16 protein-coding genes are annotated in these 16693 nt (G+C 40.5%); 4 read left to right on the top strand and 12 right to left on the bottom strand.

What is annotated here, in order from left to right; translation table 11 throughout:
* The first annotated feature begins 4 nt into the window (after nucleotides 1-4).
* Both EJA10_RS02430 and EJA10_RS02425 read left to right on the top strand, forming a co-directional pair.
* Nucleotides 5-1048: a sulfate/molybdate ABC transporter ATP-binding protein gene (locus EJA10_RS02430; protein ID WP_125478421.1), complete on the top strand. Its 1044-nt coding sequence runs from the start codon at nucleotides 5-7 to the stop codon at nucleotides 1046-1048.
* Between the two features lie 257 nt (nucleotides 1049-1305).
* Complete coding sequence (locus EJA10_RS02425) at nucleotides 1306-1797, top strand: CBO0543 family protein (RefSeq protein WP_125478420.1); 492 nt, start codon at nucleotides 1306-1308, stop codon at nucleotides 1795-1797.
* 512 nt (nucleotides 1798-2309) lie between these two features.
* On the opposite strand, the gene EJA10_RS02420 is transcribed toward EJA10_RS02425, so the two are convergent.
* The 5 genes from EJA10_RS02420 to EJA10_RS02400 all read right to left on the bottom strand — a co-directional run bounded on the left by EJA10_RS02420 (nucleotide 2310) and on the right by EJA10_RS02400 (nucleotide 6320).
* Entirely contained in the window at nucleotides 2310-3074 is a 765-nt protein-coding gene (locus tag EJA10_RS02420) for an SDR family oxidoreductase (protein WP_125478419.1), read from the bottom strand.
* Nucleotides 3075-3219: 145 nt separating this feature from the next.
* Entirely contained in the window at nucleotides 3220-3957 is a 738-nt protein-coding gene (locus tag EJA10_RS02415; RefSeq protein ID WP_125478418.1) for a hypothetical protein, read from the bottom strand.
* Nucleotides 3933-4562, bottom strand: coding sequence for an immunity protein Imm33 domain-containing protein (locus tag EJA10_RS02410; RefSeq protein ID WP_125478417.1), 630 nt, complete (start codon nucleotides 4560-4562; stop codon nucleotides 3933-3935). Before EJA10_RS02410 ends, EJA10_RS02415 begins: the two co-directional genes overlap by 25 nt.
* An 82-nt stretch (nucleotides 4563-4644) precedes the next feature.
* On the bottom strand, nucleotides 4645-5511 hold the full coding sequence (locus EJA10_RS02405; protein WP_125478416.1) for a hypothetical protein: 867 nt from the start codon (nucleotides 5509-5511) through the stop codon (nucleotides 4645-4647).
* Nucleotides 5512-5576: 65 nt separating this feature from the next.
* Nucleotides 5577-6320, bottom strand: coding sequence for a DUF5694 domain-containing protein (locus EJA10_RS02400; protein ID WP_125478415.1), 744 nt, complete (start codon nucleotides 6318-6320; stop codon nucleotides 5577-5579).
* Between the two features lie 191 nt (nucleotides 6321-6511).
* Here EJA10_RS02400 and EJA10_RS02395 point away from each other — a divergent pair, with 191 nt between their 5' ends.
* Entirely contained in the window at nucleotides 6512-7261 is a 750-nt protein-coding gene (locus EJA10_RS02395; RefSeq protein ID WP_125478414.1) for an SDR family NAD(P)-dependent oxidoreductase, read from the top strand.
* A gap of 98 nt (nucleotides 7262-7359) precedes the next feature.
* Here EJA10_RS02395 and EJA10_RS02390 read toward each other — a convergent pair whose 3' ends face one another.
* Nucleotides 7360-8199 carry a pentapeptide repeat-containing protein gene (locus EJA10_RS02390; protein ID WP_125478533.1) on the bottom strand — a complete coding sequence of 280 codons (840 nt, stop codon included), beginning with the start codon at nucleotides 8197-8199 and terminating at the stop codon, nucleotides 7360-7362.
* Nucleotides 8200-8911: 712 nt separating this feature from the next.
* Here EJA10_RS02390 and EJA10_RS02385 point away from each other — a divergent pair.
* Nucleotides 8912-9157, top strand: a complete 246-nt coding sequence (locus EJA10_RS02385) for a DJ-1/PfpI family protein (protein WP_125478413.1) — start codon at nucleotides 8912-8914, stop codon at nucleotides 9155-9157.
* 702 nt (nucleotides 9158-9859) lie between these two features.
* Here EJA10_RS02385 and helD read toward each other — a convergent pair.
* The 6 genes from helD to EJA10_RS02360 all read right to left on the bottom strand — a co-directional run bounded on the left by helD (nucleotide 9860) and on the right by EJA10_RS02360 (nucleotide 16681).
* On the bottom strand, nucleotides 9860-12202 hold the full coding sequence (helD, locus tag EJA10_RS02380; protein WP_125478412.1) for an RNA polymerase recycling motor HelD: 2343 nt from the start codon (nucleotides 12200-12202) through the stop codon (nucleotides 9860-9862).
* A gap of 196 nt (nucleotides 12203-12398) precedes the next feature.
* Entirely contained in the window at nucleotides 12399-12884 is a 486-nt protein-coding gene (locus tag EJA10_RS02375; RefSeq protein ID WP_125478411.1) for a GNAT family N-acetyltransferase, read from the bottom strand.
* A gap of 107 nt (nucleotides 12885-12991) precedes the next feature.
* Nucleotides 12992-13138, bottom strand: a complete 147-nt coding sequence (locus EJA10_RS23185) for a hypothetical protein (protein ID WP_170169037.1) — start codon at nucleotides 13136-13138, stop codon at nucleotides 12992-12994.
* A gap of 154 nt (nucleotides 13139-13292) precedes the next feature.
* Nucleotides 13293-14936, bottom strand: coding sequence for an amidohydrolase (locus EJA10_RS02370; RefSeq protein WP_125478410.1), 1644 nt, complete (start codon nucleotides 14934-14936; stop codon nucleotides 13293-13295).
* 57 nt (nucleotides 14937-14993) lie between these two features.
* On the bottom strand, nucleotides 14994-16460 hold the full coding sequence (locus tag EJA10_RS02365) for a sodium:solute symporter family protein (RefSeq protein ID WP_125478409.1): 1467 nt from the start codon (nucleotides 16458-16460) through the stop codon (nucleotides 14994-14996).
* Nucleotides 16460-16681, bottom strand: coding sequence for a DUF3311 domain-containing protein (locus tag EJA10_RS02360; RefSeq protein ID WP_125478408.1), 222 nt, complete (start codon nucleotides 16679-16681; stop codon nucleotides 16460-16462). Before EJA10_RS02360 ends, EJA10_RS02365 begins: the two co-directional genes overlap by 1 nt.
* Between the last annotated feature and the right edge of the window lie 12 nt (nucleotides 16682-16693).

Raw genomic sequence — 16693 nt, 5'->3', positions numbered from 1 at the left:
TCCTATGCTCACTGTAGACATCTCGAAAACTCTCAAACATTTTAAATTGAATGCCAGCTTCGAGGCATCTAAAGGAATCACCGGAATCATCGGTCCATCAGGCTGCGGAAAAAGCGTGACATTACAATGCCTTTCCGGTCTATTAACACCAGATCATGGTAAAATCCTGTTGAATGGCAAACCATTATTCCAGCCAGATCAGCGGATAAACCTGAAAGCGAAGGACCGAAAAATCGGCTATGTCTTTCAAAACTATGCCCTGTTCCCTCACATGACCGTTGAGCAAAATATCGAGTTTGGACTTAAAGGACTGCTCACAGCAGAGAAAAAACAAAAAGTATCAAGCATGATCGAGAAGGTTCAACTTTCAGGCTATGAAAAGCACTACCCTGCCCAGCTTTCCGGAGGCCAGCAGCAACGAGTCGCCCTTGCACGGACATTGGTGACAGAACCTGACCTGCTGTTATTGGATGAACCCTTCTCGGCACTCGATCATCATGTAAAGCATCTGCTTGAGCAGGAATTGATGAAAATTCTTAAGGAAAATTACGAAGGGATCGTCCTGCTCGTCACCCATAACATGGAAGAAGCCTACAGGCTTTGTGACCAGATCATCCTGTACGACCAGGGCCAAATCATTCAGGCCGGGCGCAAAGAAGAGATTTTTGAAAAACCAAAAAACATAACTTCCGCAAAAATAATCGGCTGCCAGAATATCATCCCTGTCGATTCAATTACAGAGACACAATGCCAGGTTCAGGGGCTTACACTGAAATTGGAGAAACAGCATGTTACAGAAAACATTAGCCATATCGGCATCTTCTCAGAGAATATTCATTTTAACGAAGACAACCAGTCTCTTAATGCATTTCCGTTCAAAATCACCGACATCGTTAAAGGCATTCATCAAACAAACTTAACTGTTAAGACTGCAGATGCCATCACACTGATTGCTTCAGTTCCAAATGAGATAGTCGATCAGATTTTAAAGAAGAAAATGTATTTGGTCATCCCCCCACAACATCTATTAATTCTTGAAAAAAGGTAAATGACATGGAGCCTCTTTTTGAGGTAATGGTTCTTGTGCTTATAGGAAAGCACCTCCAATATAATCGAAAAAGAACGCTGGATTCTGCTATCCAAGCGTTCTTTTTCATTGGTTAAGAGGAAACATTCACCCTCAATGACACCCTACCCTACTCTCTTGTGGGCGTATGAGTGTCATGCCATTGGGGAAAATAATATCGCCTATGTATTGGAGGAAGTATTTAGTGGAAACGTGATTCTAAAAGAGGAGGAACATAAATGCAGAAGAAAGAACTTCCATACTACTTTTTAATTTTCACAACCATAACTGGCTTAATTCTGCTCCCTTTTGCAATTGTAAAACGTCCATTCAAAGACTGGATTATCGTTTATTTAGTGAGCTTTATCGGCAATTATTTTGCTGACCAATACCTTGTTTCGAAAGGATACTTAAAATATAAAGAGAAGCTCTTCCCGAAGTACAAGATTCATCTCCCTTTTGATTTCATCCATTACCCTTTAATGTTGCTTTACTATAATCAATGGACATTGAACAGTAACTTTGCTGGTATGATTCTAAAACTTTTTCCTTTCTTAATACCTCAAATTGCACTAGAGACTCTTGCAGCAAAGAGTACGAGGCTGATCACCTGGAGAAAGGGTTGGACATGGTACCACTCCCTGATCAGCTTACTTTTTAAGCTGTTAATATGCAGATCGATTATTGGATTAATACGGGTAATAAACAAGCGAAATATCTCATTGAATTAGTTCTGTTGAATGGTTCATGTATTGGGTAACGCGACCATGGTTTTAGGATTGATAAAATCTGAGGTGGGCTGGTGAGCCCATAAAGGGGATAAATGAGCTAAAAAAAAAGCTGGCATTCACCAACTTAATGAATTTTATAACCTTTTCACGCACCAAGAGAATGAAGGGACCGTGTTCCTGTTTATCCTATTTGCAAAATGCAATGCAGCAGAAAGTTCTTTAAACGTTTTATCCACATGGCTGTTTGAATTCTTAAGGTTTTCATTAGCTCCATTAATGTTACGTGATAATACGAACATTGGAATAACTCCTTTTATCCCTTCGAGTTTAGGAATACCTTAAGCTTAACATAACCACACTCTAATTAATAGAATTTTCCAAATTAATTCCTTATGTTCCAATCAAATTCCAATAACACCCATTTTAACTTCAACTTTTTAATCCCACCTAAGATGATCGATTAATAAAGCGTTGATTCTAATGGTGTAACCAGTTGTAACCCTTCCATGTTTCTACCCATCCAGCTTATTGCTAAGATAGTTTTCGAAAGAGATTGTTCCCATTTTCCTTGAAGGATTAGTGTTTTTCCCTTCGCAGAATGATTTATACAGCTTTCCAGCTAGAGGTATGCTCAATGCTTTATTTGTTTCATCATTCATTTTGATTTTCAATTCAGCCATTTCTCTTAATGTCATAATTTCTGGACCGCCAAAATCATCTGCTCTTCCTTGTGGTTTTTTTTCCACCAAACTCATTAGATGATTTGAAAAATCTCCTACATCGACACTTTGAAATTTAAAGTTCCCTGGGACGATATATCTCTTTAAAAAAGGTTTTGTCAGGAATAAATTTTCGACAAAATGGTGGAACTGAGTCGCGCGTACAATAGTATGATGGATACCGCTGCTTTCCAACAATTCTTCCGCTTTTAATTTATGTTTATAATAGGCAAATGGTATTTGATCAATCCCAACAATGGAAGGATAAATGAAATGCCTAACATGTTCAGCCTTTTTTAATAACTCCTCAAAACCCAGTACTTCAACGATTTTTGAATTCTTTACAGGACTTGTTGCAGCATGAATGATTACATCTACATCTTTTACTGCTTCATCCAAACCTTCACCTGACAGTAAATCGCTATAAACCCACTTGTATTCTCCCGCTTCATTAGGTTTTCTTCTGGAAGTAAGTTTTATTTCATAGTCTGTATCTTTTAGTTGATGGAGCAAAGCCGAACCTAGTTGTCCTGTCGATCCAGTGAGCAGTATTTTCAAAAACAACACTCCCGTTCCAGTCTATTCTTATTGTTTATGTCGTTACCGGGGTGTTTATTACAGGAATACTGCTCTATATGGTCAATGAACAAACTACTTAAGTCGCCTAGAGGTTTTGTTCAAGTTTTAATACGCTTTGATCATATTAAAATTCAGTTCTGTCACCAATGGCCCTTGTATGAACATAGTTGCATATTGCTGGGTCAGCAAGTAATTCTGTTAATCCAGCCAAATAAAGATAATGTTGGTCACTTCTCAATGAATCAGGAATTTTTCCACCTTTATGAATCCTCTCTAAAATCGGTGAAGTAAGAAGAACATCCACTACCAAAATTCCAGATTCAACTGCACATATGTTAAACCCTGCAAATACATCTTGTTTTATGTCTTTCACTGTTTGAATAAGATCTTCCAGCTTAGAAGGAACAATTGATATTTTCATCAAAGAAAAACACTTTCTCATAGGATTTTCTACGAATTTTCTCTTTCGATAATCATAAACAAAATAGAATTCATCCTCGCAGTGAGGCAGTTTTTGTAATTCTTGTGTTAATAAGTAATACCGGTCAGTATGCCCGGCAGTTAATTGAGAATCCTCTTGTGCAACCAATAAGGTCAGGGTTTGAATTGAAGTTGTTAAGATCCCAGTATTCAAACTTTGGGTAAAAACCCTGGTGAGATCTTTTAATTCATTTATCTGACGTTCCGATAATTCACCTTTATATATACCTATCAAGTTTTGATTCATATCTTGTTCTCTCCCTTTAATCATCCCATGAAGCACGAACTCTTCAAAAAAGGGTTTTTTAGTCCTAACGGTTGTATTCAATAGAAAAAATGAACTCATTCTTTTCAATCTTAACCGTTTAAATAACTTTCCCAATCATAATCCTCTATTCTATAAAATTCACCTTCATCATCTCTTTCATATGCACACAATGGTGGTTCCTGGATAAATTCCAAAACGGAATCATCGATATTTAGGATGACTCCAATCGAGACAACTTGAAAGTTTTCAGCATCACCTAGAAACTCATCCTCTTCATAGCCGCTAAGTACTGACCAACCAGAATCACCTTCGCCGTGCGGCTCATCTCTTAAAAGAAAGTTGAATTCTCTTTTATCGAGGACATCATCACTGACTGTTACGAGAGTGTCAAAATAAAAATCCCAATCAGATGATTGAGGGTCTTCATATTCAGTGTCACAAATGTTTTCGATCTTGAAGGGGATCTCATCTCCTCTTTTTAGCTGTAGACGGTGAGGTTCATTTTCAAGCTTTCCCACAAATTCTGTTCCATTAATATGAGTGATTTCAACCCACATTCTCTCTCCTCTGAATCCATCGTGATCGGCTTCCTCGGTTGTGAAGATTAATTTTACCGAATCCCCGACTTCTAACTGATCCAACACCTCAGTGCTGGGAAGATAAAACGTATAGGGCGATTCTTTGTTTAGTTCATAAACATTGTCTAAATACCAGGACATATTTCTTCTCCTTTATCTTCTAAATTTGTTTTCCCTACGAGAATTAACTTGAGGCCCCTCAAAAGTTCTGTAAGTTCCATCTCTACTCCAGGTACTCTCTCCACATCTCCCAAGCTTCCATATATTCGTTAAGGTCATGGGGGTGAACCTTATTACAAACTCCGATACGTGTATATAATTGAAAAACCACTTCATGCATCAAGCGCTCTCTGCTTATGGACGTGCTGCCTTTCCATAGCGAAAACGAGTTCATAAGTGTACTTATATCTAAACCATCAGGTGACGAACAAAAGGCGTAAGTAAAATCGTATATTTTCGGACCGATTAAGGGCGATGGATCAATCACTCCTTTTAATTCATTAGCAGAGTATACAAAATTATGTACACCAGTATCTCCATGCAGATAATACTTTTCTTCCTTGTCATGATATTTTTTTAGCGAATCTACGGTCATTCCCACTCTTCTATGGTCTTCGCTTGGAAGAATATCGCCAATACTTTCTTTTGCTGACTCTAAACTGATACGATTAAACTCTGCCCAGGATATCCTTTCAGTTCCAATTATCCTGCCCCAGGGAATTTCCTGATCCACCTTTTTATATCGATTAAAAAGCCCTTCTGTTATTTGTGCCATCCATTCCAATTTTGAACACCGATTAAAGTGAGTTTCCCCAGCAATATACGAGTAAACGATGTATTCCTTATTTACAGCGGTGTAAATTACATTTGGGAGTAATGGAATATCTTGATAAGCTAAAAGGAAATCCTCAGTGGCACTTATAATGCTTGGACGGTCAATTTTCACTACATACGCAGGGTTATTTTCTAAAAAGAGTGTATACAACAAACCGTTGGTGGTTCCACCCTTCATAGCCTTAAATTCCAGACCATTGTTCTCTAACAAACTTTTCTCAGTAAGAATCTTCATAATTTCATTTTTTTGAACCATTTACTATTCCTCATAGGTTTCCATAGTATAGTGCTTAAAGGGATATAATGAACGAAGATTAAATACTAACCTAAATAATCACTTACATATTCTACCTCAAAGAGTCCGCCCTCTTTTATAAACTGTAAAAGTAAATGAAGATGGCCTGCACCATATAGCGCAAAAATCCGTTCATCAGATGAATCGATTAAACTGACCAGGTTTTTATAGATGAGTAAATTGCGATAATACCAGTACTTTGCTGTCCACATGGCGCCTGCCGGGTTGCTCTCACTCCCTACTAAAGCCAGTTTCATATAAATTTCTTGGCCTCTTAAAATATTGACCGGATCATTAAGCCAGAGGAAAAAATCTTTTACCGTATGATTTTGTGCGTATGAATTTGATGTATCGGTTAGTTCCTGTCCTAATTTTAAAAATGCTTTGTACTCATCAGACTCCACCAATCCACCTAACTCATTAAAATCCGGGACACCATCTTGGTCTTTATTCCAATCCACAGCATGAACTCCTTGAAGATCGCATTCCTTCGCCAAGCGGAATCCTATTTGATCGACCTCATTAATGGTTAACCTATAATCCCCTTTTACATATGAAGTATATTGTCTATTCAATTCAACATCGTTTTCTTTTAAAACTTCTAAGGCCACTTTTGTTGGCCTGTACCCTTTCAAGCAAGTTATGACTTCATTTAGTTCAACTTGTTTCGTTTCTGATAGCATATTCTCTTTTTCCGTCATGAACAGATCTCCGTTATTTTGTGAAGAAAAATGGTCTGTTCCAAGAATCAAAATGGATGACTTTTTCATAAATGACCTCCTTGCTACTCTCATTCCACTATCTTCCACAGAAAGATGACGATTTCCTTCAAGAAGACTTAAATTGATCCAGATAGAACGAACGTTTTTTCAGAATAATTCAGGGTACTTATAGAAAGGGCCATGGTTTTCATTTAATCGGACATAATAAGAAAAAAAGAGTTATATTGGAGGTAATTTTCATGAGTAAAGTTGCTGTAATCACAGGCGGAGGCAGCGGATTAGGACAGTCCACTGCCCTTCGATTAGCTAAAGAGGGCGTCAACATTCCAGTGGTTGATGTGAACGAAGAAGGCGGAAATGGAACGGTAACAATGCTAAAAGAAGCAGGCGTGGATGCGATTTTTATCAAAGCGGATGTTTCAAATCATGCAGAAGTTAAAAATTATGTAGATAAAACCGTTGAGCACTTTGGAACGATCGACTATTTCTTCAACAATGCGGGGATTTCGGGCAGCGGCGTGTACTTCCTGGATTCTGCCATTGAAGAAATGGATAAAATCGTTGGAATCAACTTAATGGGCGCACTATATGGTGTCCGTTATGTCGCTGAAGTGATGCTTAAAAATGGCGGGGGATCCATTGTGAACACTGCATCAAGTGCCGGGGTCATTGGACAGGATTCAGTCGTAACGTACTCCGCTACCAAGCACGGAATCATCGGCCTGACCAAAAGTATGGTAGCCGAATATGGAAAAGATGGATTGCGGGTAAACGCCATTGCACCAGGACCAACTGAAACACCAATGGTCAAGGAATTCTACGCAGCCAACCCAGAAATGAAAGAAAATGCGACAAAAGGAATTCCGCAAAAACGCCTCGGGAAGCCTGAAGAAGTTGCCGAGCTGGTCACATTCCTCCTAACTTCCAAAGCGGAATATATAAACGGCGAAGTGATCAGAATCGATGGAGGATTTACGAATACAAAATAATACAGAATTATCAGAGTGTAGGGATCCAGTCTCCCTGCACTCTGAATTAATTAAACCAAGCCTGCTTCTGCAGCTATATAAGGTCGACCAATAATAAATTAAACAAGCCAGTGTTCAGGAATTTTTAATGAAAGCGGTAATTTTGTATGAATATCCCCATTGGCCGAATTTACTTGTACCTGGGTAAGAAAAATACATCCTGTTAGATCAGCACCGCTTAAATCAGCATCTCTTAAGTCAGCACCAATTAGGTCCGTTTCCCTTAAATCCGCTCCTCGAAGGTCGGAAGCAATAAGTAGAGCTCCTCTCAAATTGACTCCTCTAAGGTTTGCACCTCTAAAATTTCCACCGATCAAATCACGACCTCTAATCTTTTTTCGTTCTCTCATCCTTCTATGGCTTATGCTACTCTTTACCTTGGTTCGAACTAACTCACTAGTTTTCTTCAGTAACTCATTAACCTTGTCACGATGGCTTGGGATATAGAGGTCTAAGATAGATTCTGAGCTTAGATATGTAAGCTGTTCTGTTTCCTTTACTGCCTGCTCTAAATCCTTATAGATTGGTTGAACAGCTTCTAAACTAAGAGCCTCATTTAAGTAATAAAGCATTTCATGAAGTTGTTGCATTACAGGAAATACTAAAAACATTTCCTTTGCTATTGCAGAACGAATCCGCCAATCAACTCCATTGTATGTCACTTGAGATACCTTTTGACCTGCCCCAAAACACTCATATACCGTACATCCTCTAAAACCATTTATTCTTAAGTTTTTATGAATTCCACAACGAAAGTCTGTCTTTAAGTTTCTGCAAGGAGTCCCTTCTCCTTTATCAAAAGCAAAATCCGAGGAGGCAGTAAATGATAAAGCCACACAACATAAACCAAAACAATTTTCGCAGTCCGCACTCAATTGTTTTCTATCATCGCTTTTCATAAACTGATCAGGCAATATCTACACCTCCTTATTTCTTTATAGATTTCTACTTTTCTTAGACAATTACCTCTGCTTTTATTTTTGTTATTTATTCTTTGGTTTCAAGTGGGTATAAATATTCTATGGTTTAATGAAGAAAATCTTCTTAAAGTTAACCGCTGCTATAGTGGAAGTCGCGAGTTTGCAGAAATCTCTCAGTCTAGTCCCCTATAACTTGTGCATGCAATTCCTTTAATATCTAAATTTATTCATTTGATTTAAAGGATTATTTATAAAAGACGTCCATCTTAATGTATCACACGTGCAACAACAAAAGTCACTCACTTTTCGAAACGTGAGCAGAGTTTTTTGTTTAATTTTACTGTATGACTATGTAGATATTTTAGATTTTGCTGGTCCCGCTGAGGTTTATCATTATCGGCAAATAATATAGCTGAACAAGCAATAACCCTTTATAAAAAGCATTTATTACCGACTATGCCATTTAAAGTATTCACCATTTCGGAAACAAGAATGGAAATAAAAACTCATTCAGGTGTAAAAAGTAAAACCTGATTATAGCATTGACGAAAGTCCTGAGTTAGATATCTTAATAGTGCCAGGCGGGCCTTTAAGAGCGGTACAATCTGTGGCTAAAAAACAAAAGATAATAGAGTGGATTGATAGGCATAAAAATATCGAATATATATGTTCAGTATGTACTGGAGCATAGATATTAGGGGAAACTGGCTTGTTAAATGGAAAGAAGGCAACTACCCACCATCTAGCGCTCAAATTGCTACAAGAAAAGTATCCTGAAATTCTAGTACTATCGGATCAAAAAGTTGTACAAGATGGGAACCTCATATCTTCTGGTGGAGTTTCATCAGGAATAAATATGGCACTATATATTGTTGAACAAATTTTGGGACAATCTGCTGTAGAAAGAACTGCTAAAACTATTGAATTCAGTATATAAATTTCTTATAAACAGTAGTTTTGGTTGAACTATCAATCATTTTAAATTCAAAAGCTAAAATGTCCGAAGTTGGTATACCTTCGGACAAAATCTAGTGAAACGACTCTGAAAATGTCCGAAGTTCCCATGCCTTCGGACAAAATGCGGTGCAATGGCTGCCAAAATGTCCGAAGTTGGCATGACTTTGGACAAAATCCGCTGGAACCACTGTGAAAATGTCCGAAGTTGACAGGACTTCGGACAAAATCTCGTGCAATGGCTGCCAAAATGTCCGAAGTTGGCAGGACTTCGGACAAAATCTCGTGCAATGGCAGCCAAAATGTCCGAAGTTCCCATGCCTTCGGACAAAATGCGGTGCAATGGCTGCCAAAATGTCCGAAGTTGACAGGATTCGGACAAAATCTCGTGGAATGGCTGCAAAAATGTCCGAAGTTGACAGGACTTCGGACAAAATCTCGTGGAATGGCTGCCAAAATGTCCGAAGTTATAAAACCGCAAAGCTGAGCTGAAGAATAAAGCTGTGCATAGTGCCCTCACTGTGCCGGCCCATTGGTTGTGGTATAAAAGATTTCCATAAAACTGGATTAAACCCCTCTTTTTCACCACCGATTCTCAAAAAAAGACGCTTTTCTATAATCGAAAAGCGTCTTAGTCTAAAGCCTATAAAAGTATATGAACGATACAGCTTAACATCACAAAGCTTCATCCCTCAATTAACCCATCCCGCAAAGCTTTTTGCAAAAGTGGACTCGGTTCGCCTGCGCTGTATAGCTGCAATTGATGCATAGCTCTTGTGCAGGCGGTGTAGAATACCCGTCGCAGGCTTTCGTCACCATAAATCTTCTCAGAGGCATCATAAAGAATGACAGCTTCAAATTCGATTCCTTTCGCCAGGTACGACGGCACGACAACGATCCCCTGTTCATATTCAAGCGAACTGCTCTTCAGGAGTTTGAGCTCTTCAACACCGACACCGGACAGTACTTCAAAGGCTCTGCTGCTTTCTTCCGCAGATTTGCATATGATCGCGATGCTTTGATAACCTTGGCTCCTCAACTCTTCTACTTTCCCAGCAATAGAACTATGCAGATCATCACGATTGTTCACTTGCTTCAGAACAGGACGCTCGCCGTCTCGCTCAAAGGGAATGATCCTTTCGCCGTTTGGAACGAGACTTCTTGTAAATTCGATGATCGGTTTGGTTGACCGGTAGCTTCTTGCCATATTAACCACTTCGGTTTCGTCCTTTCCATATAGATTGGTCAGCGGCTGAAAATCAACCATTTCGCTTGCGTGGGCGAAAATGGCCTGATTGAAATCACCGAGCACGGTCATCTTTGCCGCAGGGAACAAACGCTTCAGGAACTCAAATTGAAATGGTGAATAATCCTGCGCCTCATCCACCACGATGTGTTTAATGGAACTGTTTGTTTGAAAACCAAGAATCATCTCTTTCAAATGTAAAAACGGAGTGGCGTCCTCATACAATAATTGACCATGATCCAGCCTATCCTGTGTCAACTGACAAATCTCCGCCCATCCCTCGGGTGATTCGTCCACAATCCACTTTCTGATTTCCTGAGGATCCGCAAAAAGCTGTTTGTAGATCCCTTTTATATCAATAAAAGCATACGACCGAATTTGATTTCGCAGCGGCTTCAATTTACGGCGAACGATCAATCGCGAAAGTGCTTTTGGCTCCATCTCATATTCGCCCATCGATTCCCGTTGATACCCTCGTTTTTTCGCCAGATACGCATGTGCCTTGTGATACTCATCGTCACTTAGAAGCTCAATCTCCTCCTGAACCCACGGCTTATTCCGTTCGGCCTTTTCGGCTTCTTTCAATTTGATCAATAACCAATCCTTCAACTGTTCAAGTCTGTTAGGGAACCGGTTAGACGTCCCGACAGAGTAAAATCTATCTGCAATATCTTCTGCAGTGACAACCGGTTTTCCCCTAAAGTTGATTCCTTTAAACAACATTCCTGATCGCTCAAGTGATTTCCTGTAAGTTTCAATCGCCTTGAAAAAGCGGTTCGATGCTTTAAACTGGATGCCCATTACCCTGGGGCGATACGAGGGATTACTGGCTGCTGTTAATACATATTCCAACTGTTCAAATGGGGTTTCCACTCGATACTCTTTACTCAACCGTTGATCGAGGTATTCCTGAAAGGTCACCTGCTGCATATTTTCCTCACCGAGCTCCGGCAGCACATTCGATACATAACTGTTGAACATCGTATTTGGAGAAAAGAGGATAATTTGATCAGCATTCAGTTGATCCCGATATTTGTAGAGCAAATAAGCGATTCGCTGCAAAGCAGCTGATGTTTTGCCGCTCCCAGCTGCACCGTGCTCGATCAGAAGCTTTCCTCGGTCATGACGGATGATCCGGTTTTGCTCCTGTTGGATCGTGGCGACAATATTATGCATTTGTTTATCGGTACCTTTGCCGAGAACCTGTTGGAGAATTTCATCCCCAATGGTTAGACTCGTATCGAACATCGATTGCAGAACACCGCCACGGATCAAATATTGCATTTTTTTCTTCAATTCACCATGGATTTCACCTTCAGGAGTTGTATACGCAGCAGGTCCAGGCTGATAATCGTAATAGACACTGGAAACCGGAGCCCGCCAATCATAAATTAGAAAATCATCGCCCGCAGTATCTGTAAGGGTAGAGATTCCAATATAGATTTTTTCCTCAGTGGAACTGCCATTTTCAATAAAATCAATCCTGCCAAAGTAAGGAATTTCCTGCATCCTGCGCAACGTGGACAATGTTTTGGATGCATGCTTATGTGTGCTTTGACTTACGGACAGGGCCTGGGCCTCTTGCCTCAAGCCGATGATCGTCTCCAGGTAATCATCAAAAGTGTCAGTATTCACTTTGATCTCATCCCAGAAGTGTTTCCGGATATGAACCACTTCATTTTTTCGCCTGGAGGTCTCAGTCTCCAACCTGTTGATTTCCTCAGCAATTCTCTCCATCACACTGTCCGCTCGTCTTTGCTCCCGCTGAAACTCCAAATTCATGGCATACACTCCTTAAAAAAATGAATTTTAGGGTTGACTGTCAAATAGATTTCATTGTATAATTAAAATAAGGATAAATATATTAAAATTTAATTAAACAATGCATATCTATATAACTTTATCACATGACTTTTCTATTTTCAATATAAAAATGAGCAGTGTTACGATCCCCAACGTAAACACTGCTTTTTTAATATTAAATTTCCCTGGTTAAAATCTCTCCGGGCAGTTCATCGATCTCGCACACCTTTTCTGAGACAAATCCTTTTTTGATTAATATTTTTCTTGAAGCTATATTCTTTGGATCAATCATCGCAGTTAACCGGTTTACCGTCGTGTTACTGGCTTTTTTTATCAAGAGATCAGCAATCACGCTGCCGTACCCTTTTCCCCAATGCTCCGGCAACAGCATATAACCTAGTTCCGCTTCAACGGCTTGCTCTTCATTTAAAATCAAACTGCCGAAACCTACAAATTGGTTGGTAATTCTGTCAACCACCTTATAAGACCCGAATTCATTAAGCCTGGCATTACGCTCTACAATCCTTCGAAAATTCTCTTTTGCTTCATTCAACGGAATCGACCGTTCTGTAATCATCGCCATGACCGCCTCATTCGAAACCAATCGAAAATAGTCATCAAAATCTTTGGATTGAAACTTATGTAAAGTAAGTTGATTCACCCTCTAACCCCCTAACTCTTCTATCAAACTATACTTGAAGATAAAGAAAATAAAAAGAAGCCAAATCAAAACGCGATTTGGCCTGTTGCAATTTGCTATTATTTATCCTAATGCACTCGAATGATTTCATAAATATCTTCATCATGATGAACTCTAGTATGCTTTGACTCTATTCTTTCGAATTCCTCATTCCCAACCTTTGGCATATCCGTAAACCACCAGCTCTTGAATTCATAAATGAGGTCAGCTAACATTTTGAGTTCCTCCCGGAATGGATTAATTGTTTTATTTACACTCTTATTATACTTGTGAATAGTTTCACATAGCAAGCGCTTACAAAATAGACGGAATAGCAAGATTATTATCAAATAGAAAAAACAAGCTGAAGTCATCAGCTTGTTCTGATAGTTAATATTCGTATTCAACTTCCCTTTCAGCAACCTTTTTCAGATCATATAGAACTTTCCCGTCAACCATGGTTAACTCTACTGTCATCTCTTTAATTTCACTTTTTTCTTTTTTCATAATGCTAGAATCAAGGACCACCAGATCAGCTAGTTTACCAGGCTCGATACTTCCCTTGATTGTTTCCTCAAAGCTGGCATATGCCCCATTCCAGGTGTAAGCCCTGATTGCTTCCATTACATCGATACATTGGTTGCTTCCTACTGCCTGGCCATCAATTGATTGCCGGTTAACTGCCGCATGTATGCCTAACAGCGGATCGAGAAATGTCACCGGTGCATCTGAACCAATCGCGGCTGTGATTCCCTTGTCGATCAAATCCCGAATCGGATACATGACGTCCACACGTTCTCCATAGTATTCGAGATACTTATCTCCATTCGCATACATAAACACTGGGTTCGGCGTTACCACCACGCCTAGTTTTCTCATTCTTTCCTGTAAATCAGGCGATGAGATCCCGGCATGCTCAATGCGGTGGCGATGATCCACTCGTGGATGTTTAGCCAGGGCTTCTTCATAACAGTTCAACAGCATTTCGACAGCTCTGTCCCCCTGTGCATGGGCAGTAAGCTGGAATCCTTTTTCATGAGCCTCTCCTAAAATCCGGTTCAGTTCTGCCTGGCTGTAATAGATAATTCCGTTGTCAGCAGGGTCATGCGTGTATCCTTCTCTCGTAGCAATTGTCGGCCCTACGCTGCTTCCATCTGTGAACAATTTTGCCGGTCCAATTTTAAAATGCTCATCACCCAGTCCTGAAATCGGCCCAGCATCGACCATTCTCTTCACAAACTCGTGAGAATTGGTTAAAGACCCTACCATAGCATAGACCCGGATCTTCACTTCTTCTGCCTTGATTGCCTGCTGCATGATCCGGATAATTTCAGCTCCATCACCATACCCGCCAGCATCATGAATGGAAGTAATCCCCGCTTTGATAAATTCCTCAGAGGCTAGCTTCATTCCTTTTCGAATTTCCTCATTCGAATAGCTCGCATATTGAAAAACCTGCATATGCGCGTTTTCGATCATTCTTCCAGTTAAGCTGCCATCTGTATTCCTTTCGATAATTCCTCCTTCAGGGTCAGGCGTGTTTTCATCAATTCCGGCAATCTCCAGTGCTTTACTGTTCACTATGCTTGTGTGATTGCATGTTCGGATGATGACAATAGGATGAACCGCAGAAATAGAGTCAAGCTCTTCTTTAGTAGGGTAACGATTTTCCTTGAAGTTCGATTCTTTGAACCCCCATGCTCTTACCCATTCGCCCTTTGGTGTCGATTGGACTTTTTTACGAAGGTCAATGAAAAGGTCTTCCAATGACTGAATATGGGGTTCAATACAGCTGACTCCCAATAGATTCGTTCCATAAATCGTCAGATGGATATGGGCATCGATGATACCAGGCATTAACGTCTTGCCTTCAATATCCACAATAGTCGTTGTTTTTGCCGTGAATTCCTTTATTTCAGCCGTTGTCCCGACCGCAAAAATCCGATTCCCCTTAACCGCAACCGCTTCTGCAACACGATTTTGTTCATCAACTGTAATGACTTCACCATTAATAAAAATAAGATCTGCCTTCATTGGTTCTCCCTTCTGTTATGAAAAAATCGCCAGACTCAGCCTGACGATTTTTTCAGATTAAGCTACATCCACATAGCGATTAATATCTTCTTCTGACTGCTTTTTCGTCAACAAGCTAACCGTTACCATAATGACAATATTAGAAATCAGTCCTAAAATTCCTGCATGGATTTCAAATGGCGTAGACGTGGCCACCAGCTGGAAATAATAATTCACCAGTGTCCCTACAACCAAACCAGAGATGACGCCATGGGTTGTGGCTCTTCTCCAGAAAAGGGCACTGTAAACTCCTGGAGCAAATTGGACGATGGATCCATAAGCTCCTAATAGCAAGGCAATCAGGCCTTGTCCTCCGAAAACGGTGATGTAATAGGCCAAAGCACCAATGACGAACACGCCAACCCGCATGATTAAGAGTGTCGTCTTATCGGAAAGGTTTTTCCAAATGGACTTAACTACCCCATCTGTCACTTCCAATGAGGCGCTATGTGTAATCGCATCAGCAGTGGACATCGCTGCTGCTAGCGCGCCAGCCCCAACCAGTCCATACAGCCAGCCAGGCAAATTCATGACGGTTGTGATCAAATAAGGCAGAATCTGATCAGCACTCTGAAGCTGGCCAGAGTCAACAATTCCTTTCGCTGCAAACCCTACGAGCAAAAGCGGAACCAGGAAAAGTGCGAAAATTGGGTATGCAAGAACCGTCTTTTTGATGGTTCGCGGGCTGGATGCATACGATTTTGAGAATAAGTGCGGCCACATTAAGAACCCGATAACCGAAACCAAAATGGTTGTCGTATAAGCAACCGTCCCCATTGATGATCCCTCTTTGCCGATCTGAAGGAATTCAGGTGTTTCCCTTGCCATGGTGGCAAACATATCCGTCGTACCGCCATGAAGCTGATAGACGATCGTCAAACCAACAATCCAGGAAATCAAAATCATCAATAATCCCTGGAAAACATCCGACCAGGCAGCCGCGCGCAAGCCTCCTGTCGCAACATAAACAACAACAATTCCATAGGATAAAAGTGCACCTAACCAGAACGGGATTCTTCCCTCGGTCATGATTTCAAAAATAATCGCCATTCCTGACATTTGAGTAGCCAGGTATTGAATCGAAGCAAAAAGCGCAATCAAACCAACAATGACAGCCAGGGCAGGACTGTTGAACCTGCCTTTCAGGAATCCAGCCACCGTATACAGCCTGTGCTTCTTGCCGATTTTCCCGATTTTAGGGCCAATGATATACCACGGTAAAATGGCAAAGGCCGTATAAGTAATAATATATAAAGCCGGTGCTCCTTTAGAATAGGCCCATCCTGGTGCTCCCAAAAACGAGAAAGCACTGAAGACCGCTCCGCCCATCAGGAACCACATCACGAACAATCCAAGCTTGCCGCCTGCTACTGCAAATTCATCGAGCGAGCTGCCATCTCTTCCCCTGCCTGCCATAATACCGACAAAGAGAGCGATAACAAGGTACAAAATCATCATGACAAGTGCTATTTGCCATCCTGGCATCACACATCCCCCTCCTCATCCTGATCTGGGTCAAAACGGTATAAAACAACCAGAGCCACAAAAGTGATGAAGATCCACAAAATTACCCAGAAGAACGAAAAAGGTAATCCGAAAATAATCGGTGTGGCCCTGTTCGCGATTTCGAAAAACGGGAACACGAGCATCAAAAAGGGTATGAATCCTACTGCAATATACAGAGTATTAAATTTCGCTTTGCTCAACTTGTCTCATCT

Source organism: Mesobacillus subterraneus, assembly GCF_003937825.1.
GTDB lineage: Bacteria > Bacillota > Bacilli > Bacillales > Cytobacillaceae > Mesobacillus > Mesobacillus subterraneus.
Note: the sequence above shows the minus strand (reverse complement) of the source record. Positions and strands in the feature narration are given on the sequence as shown.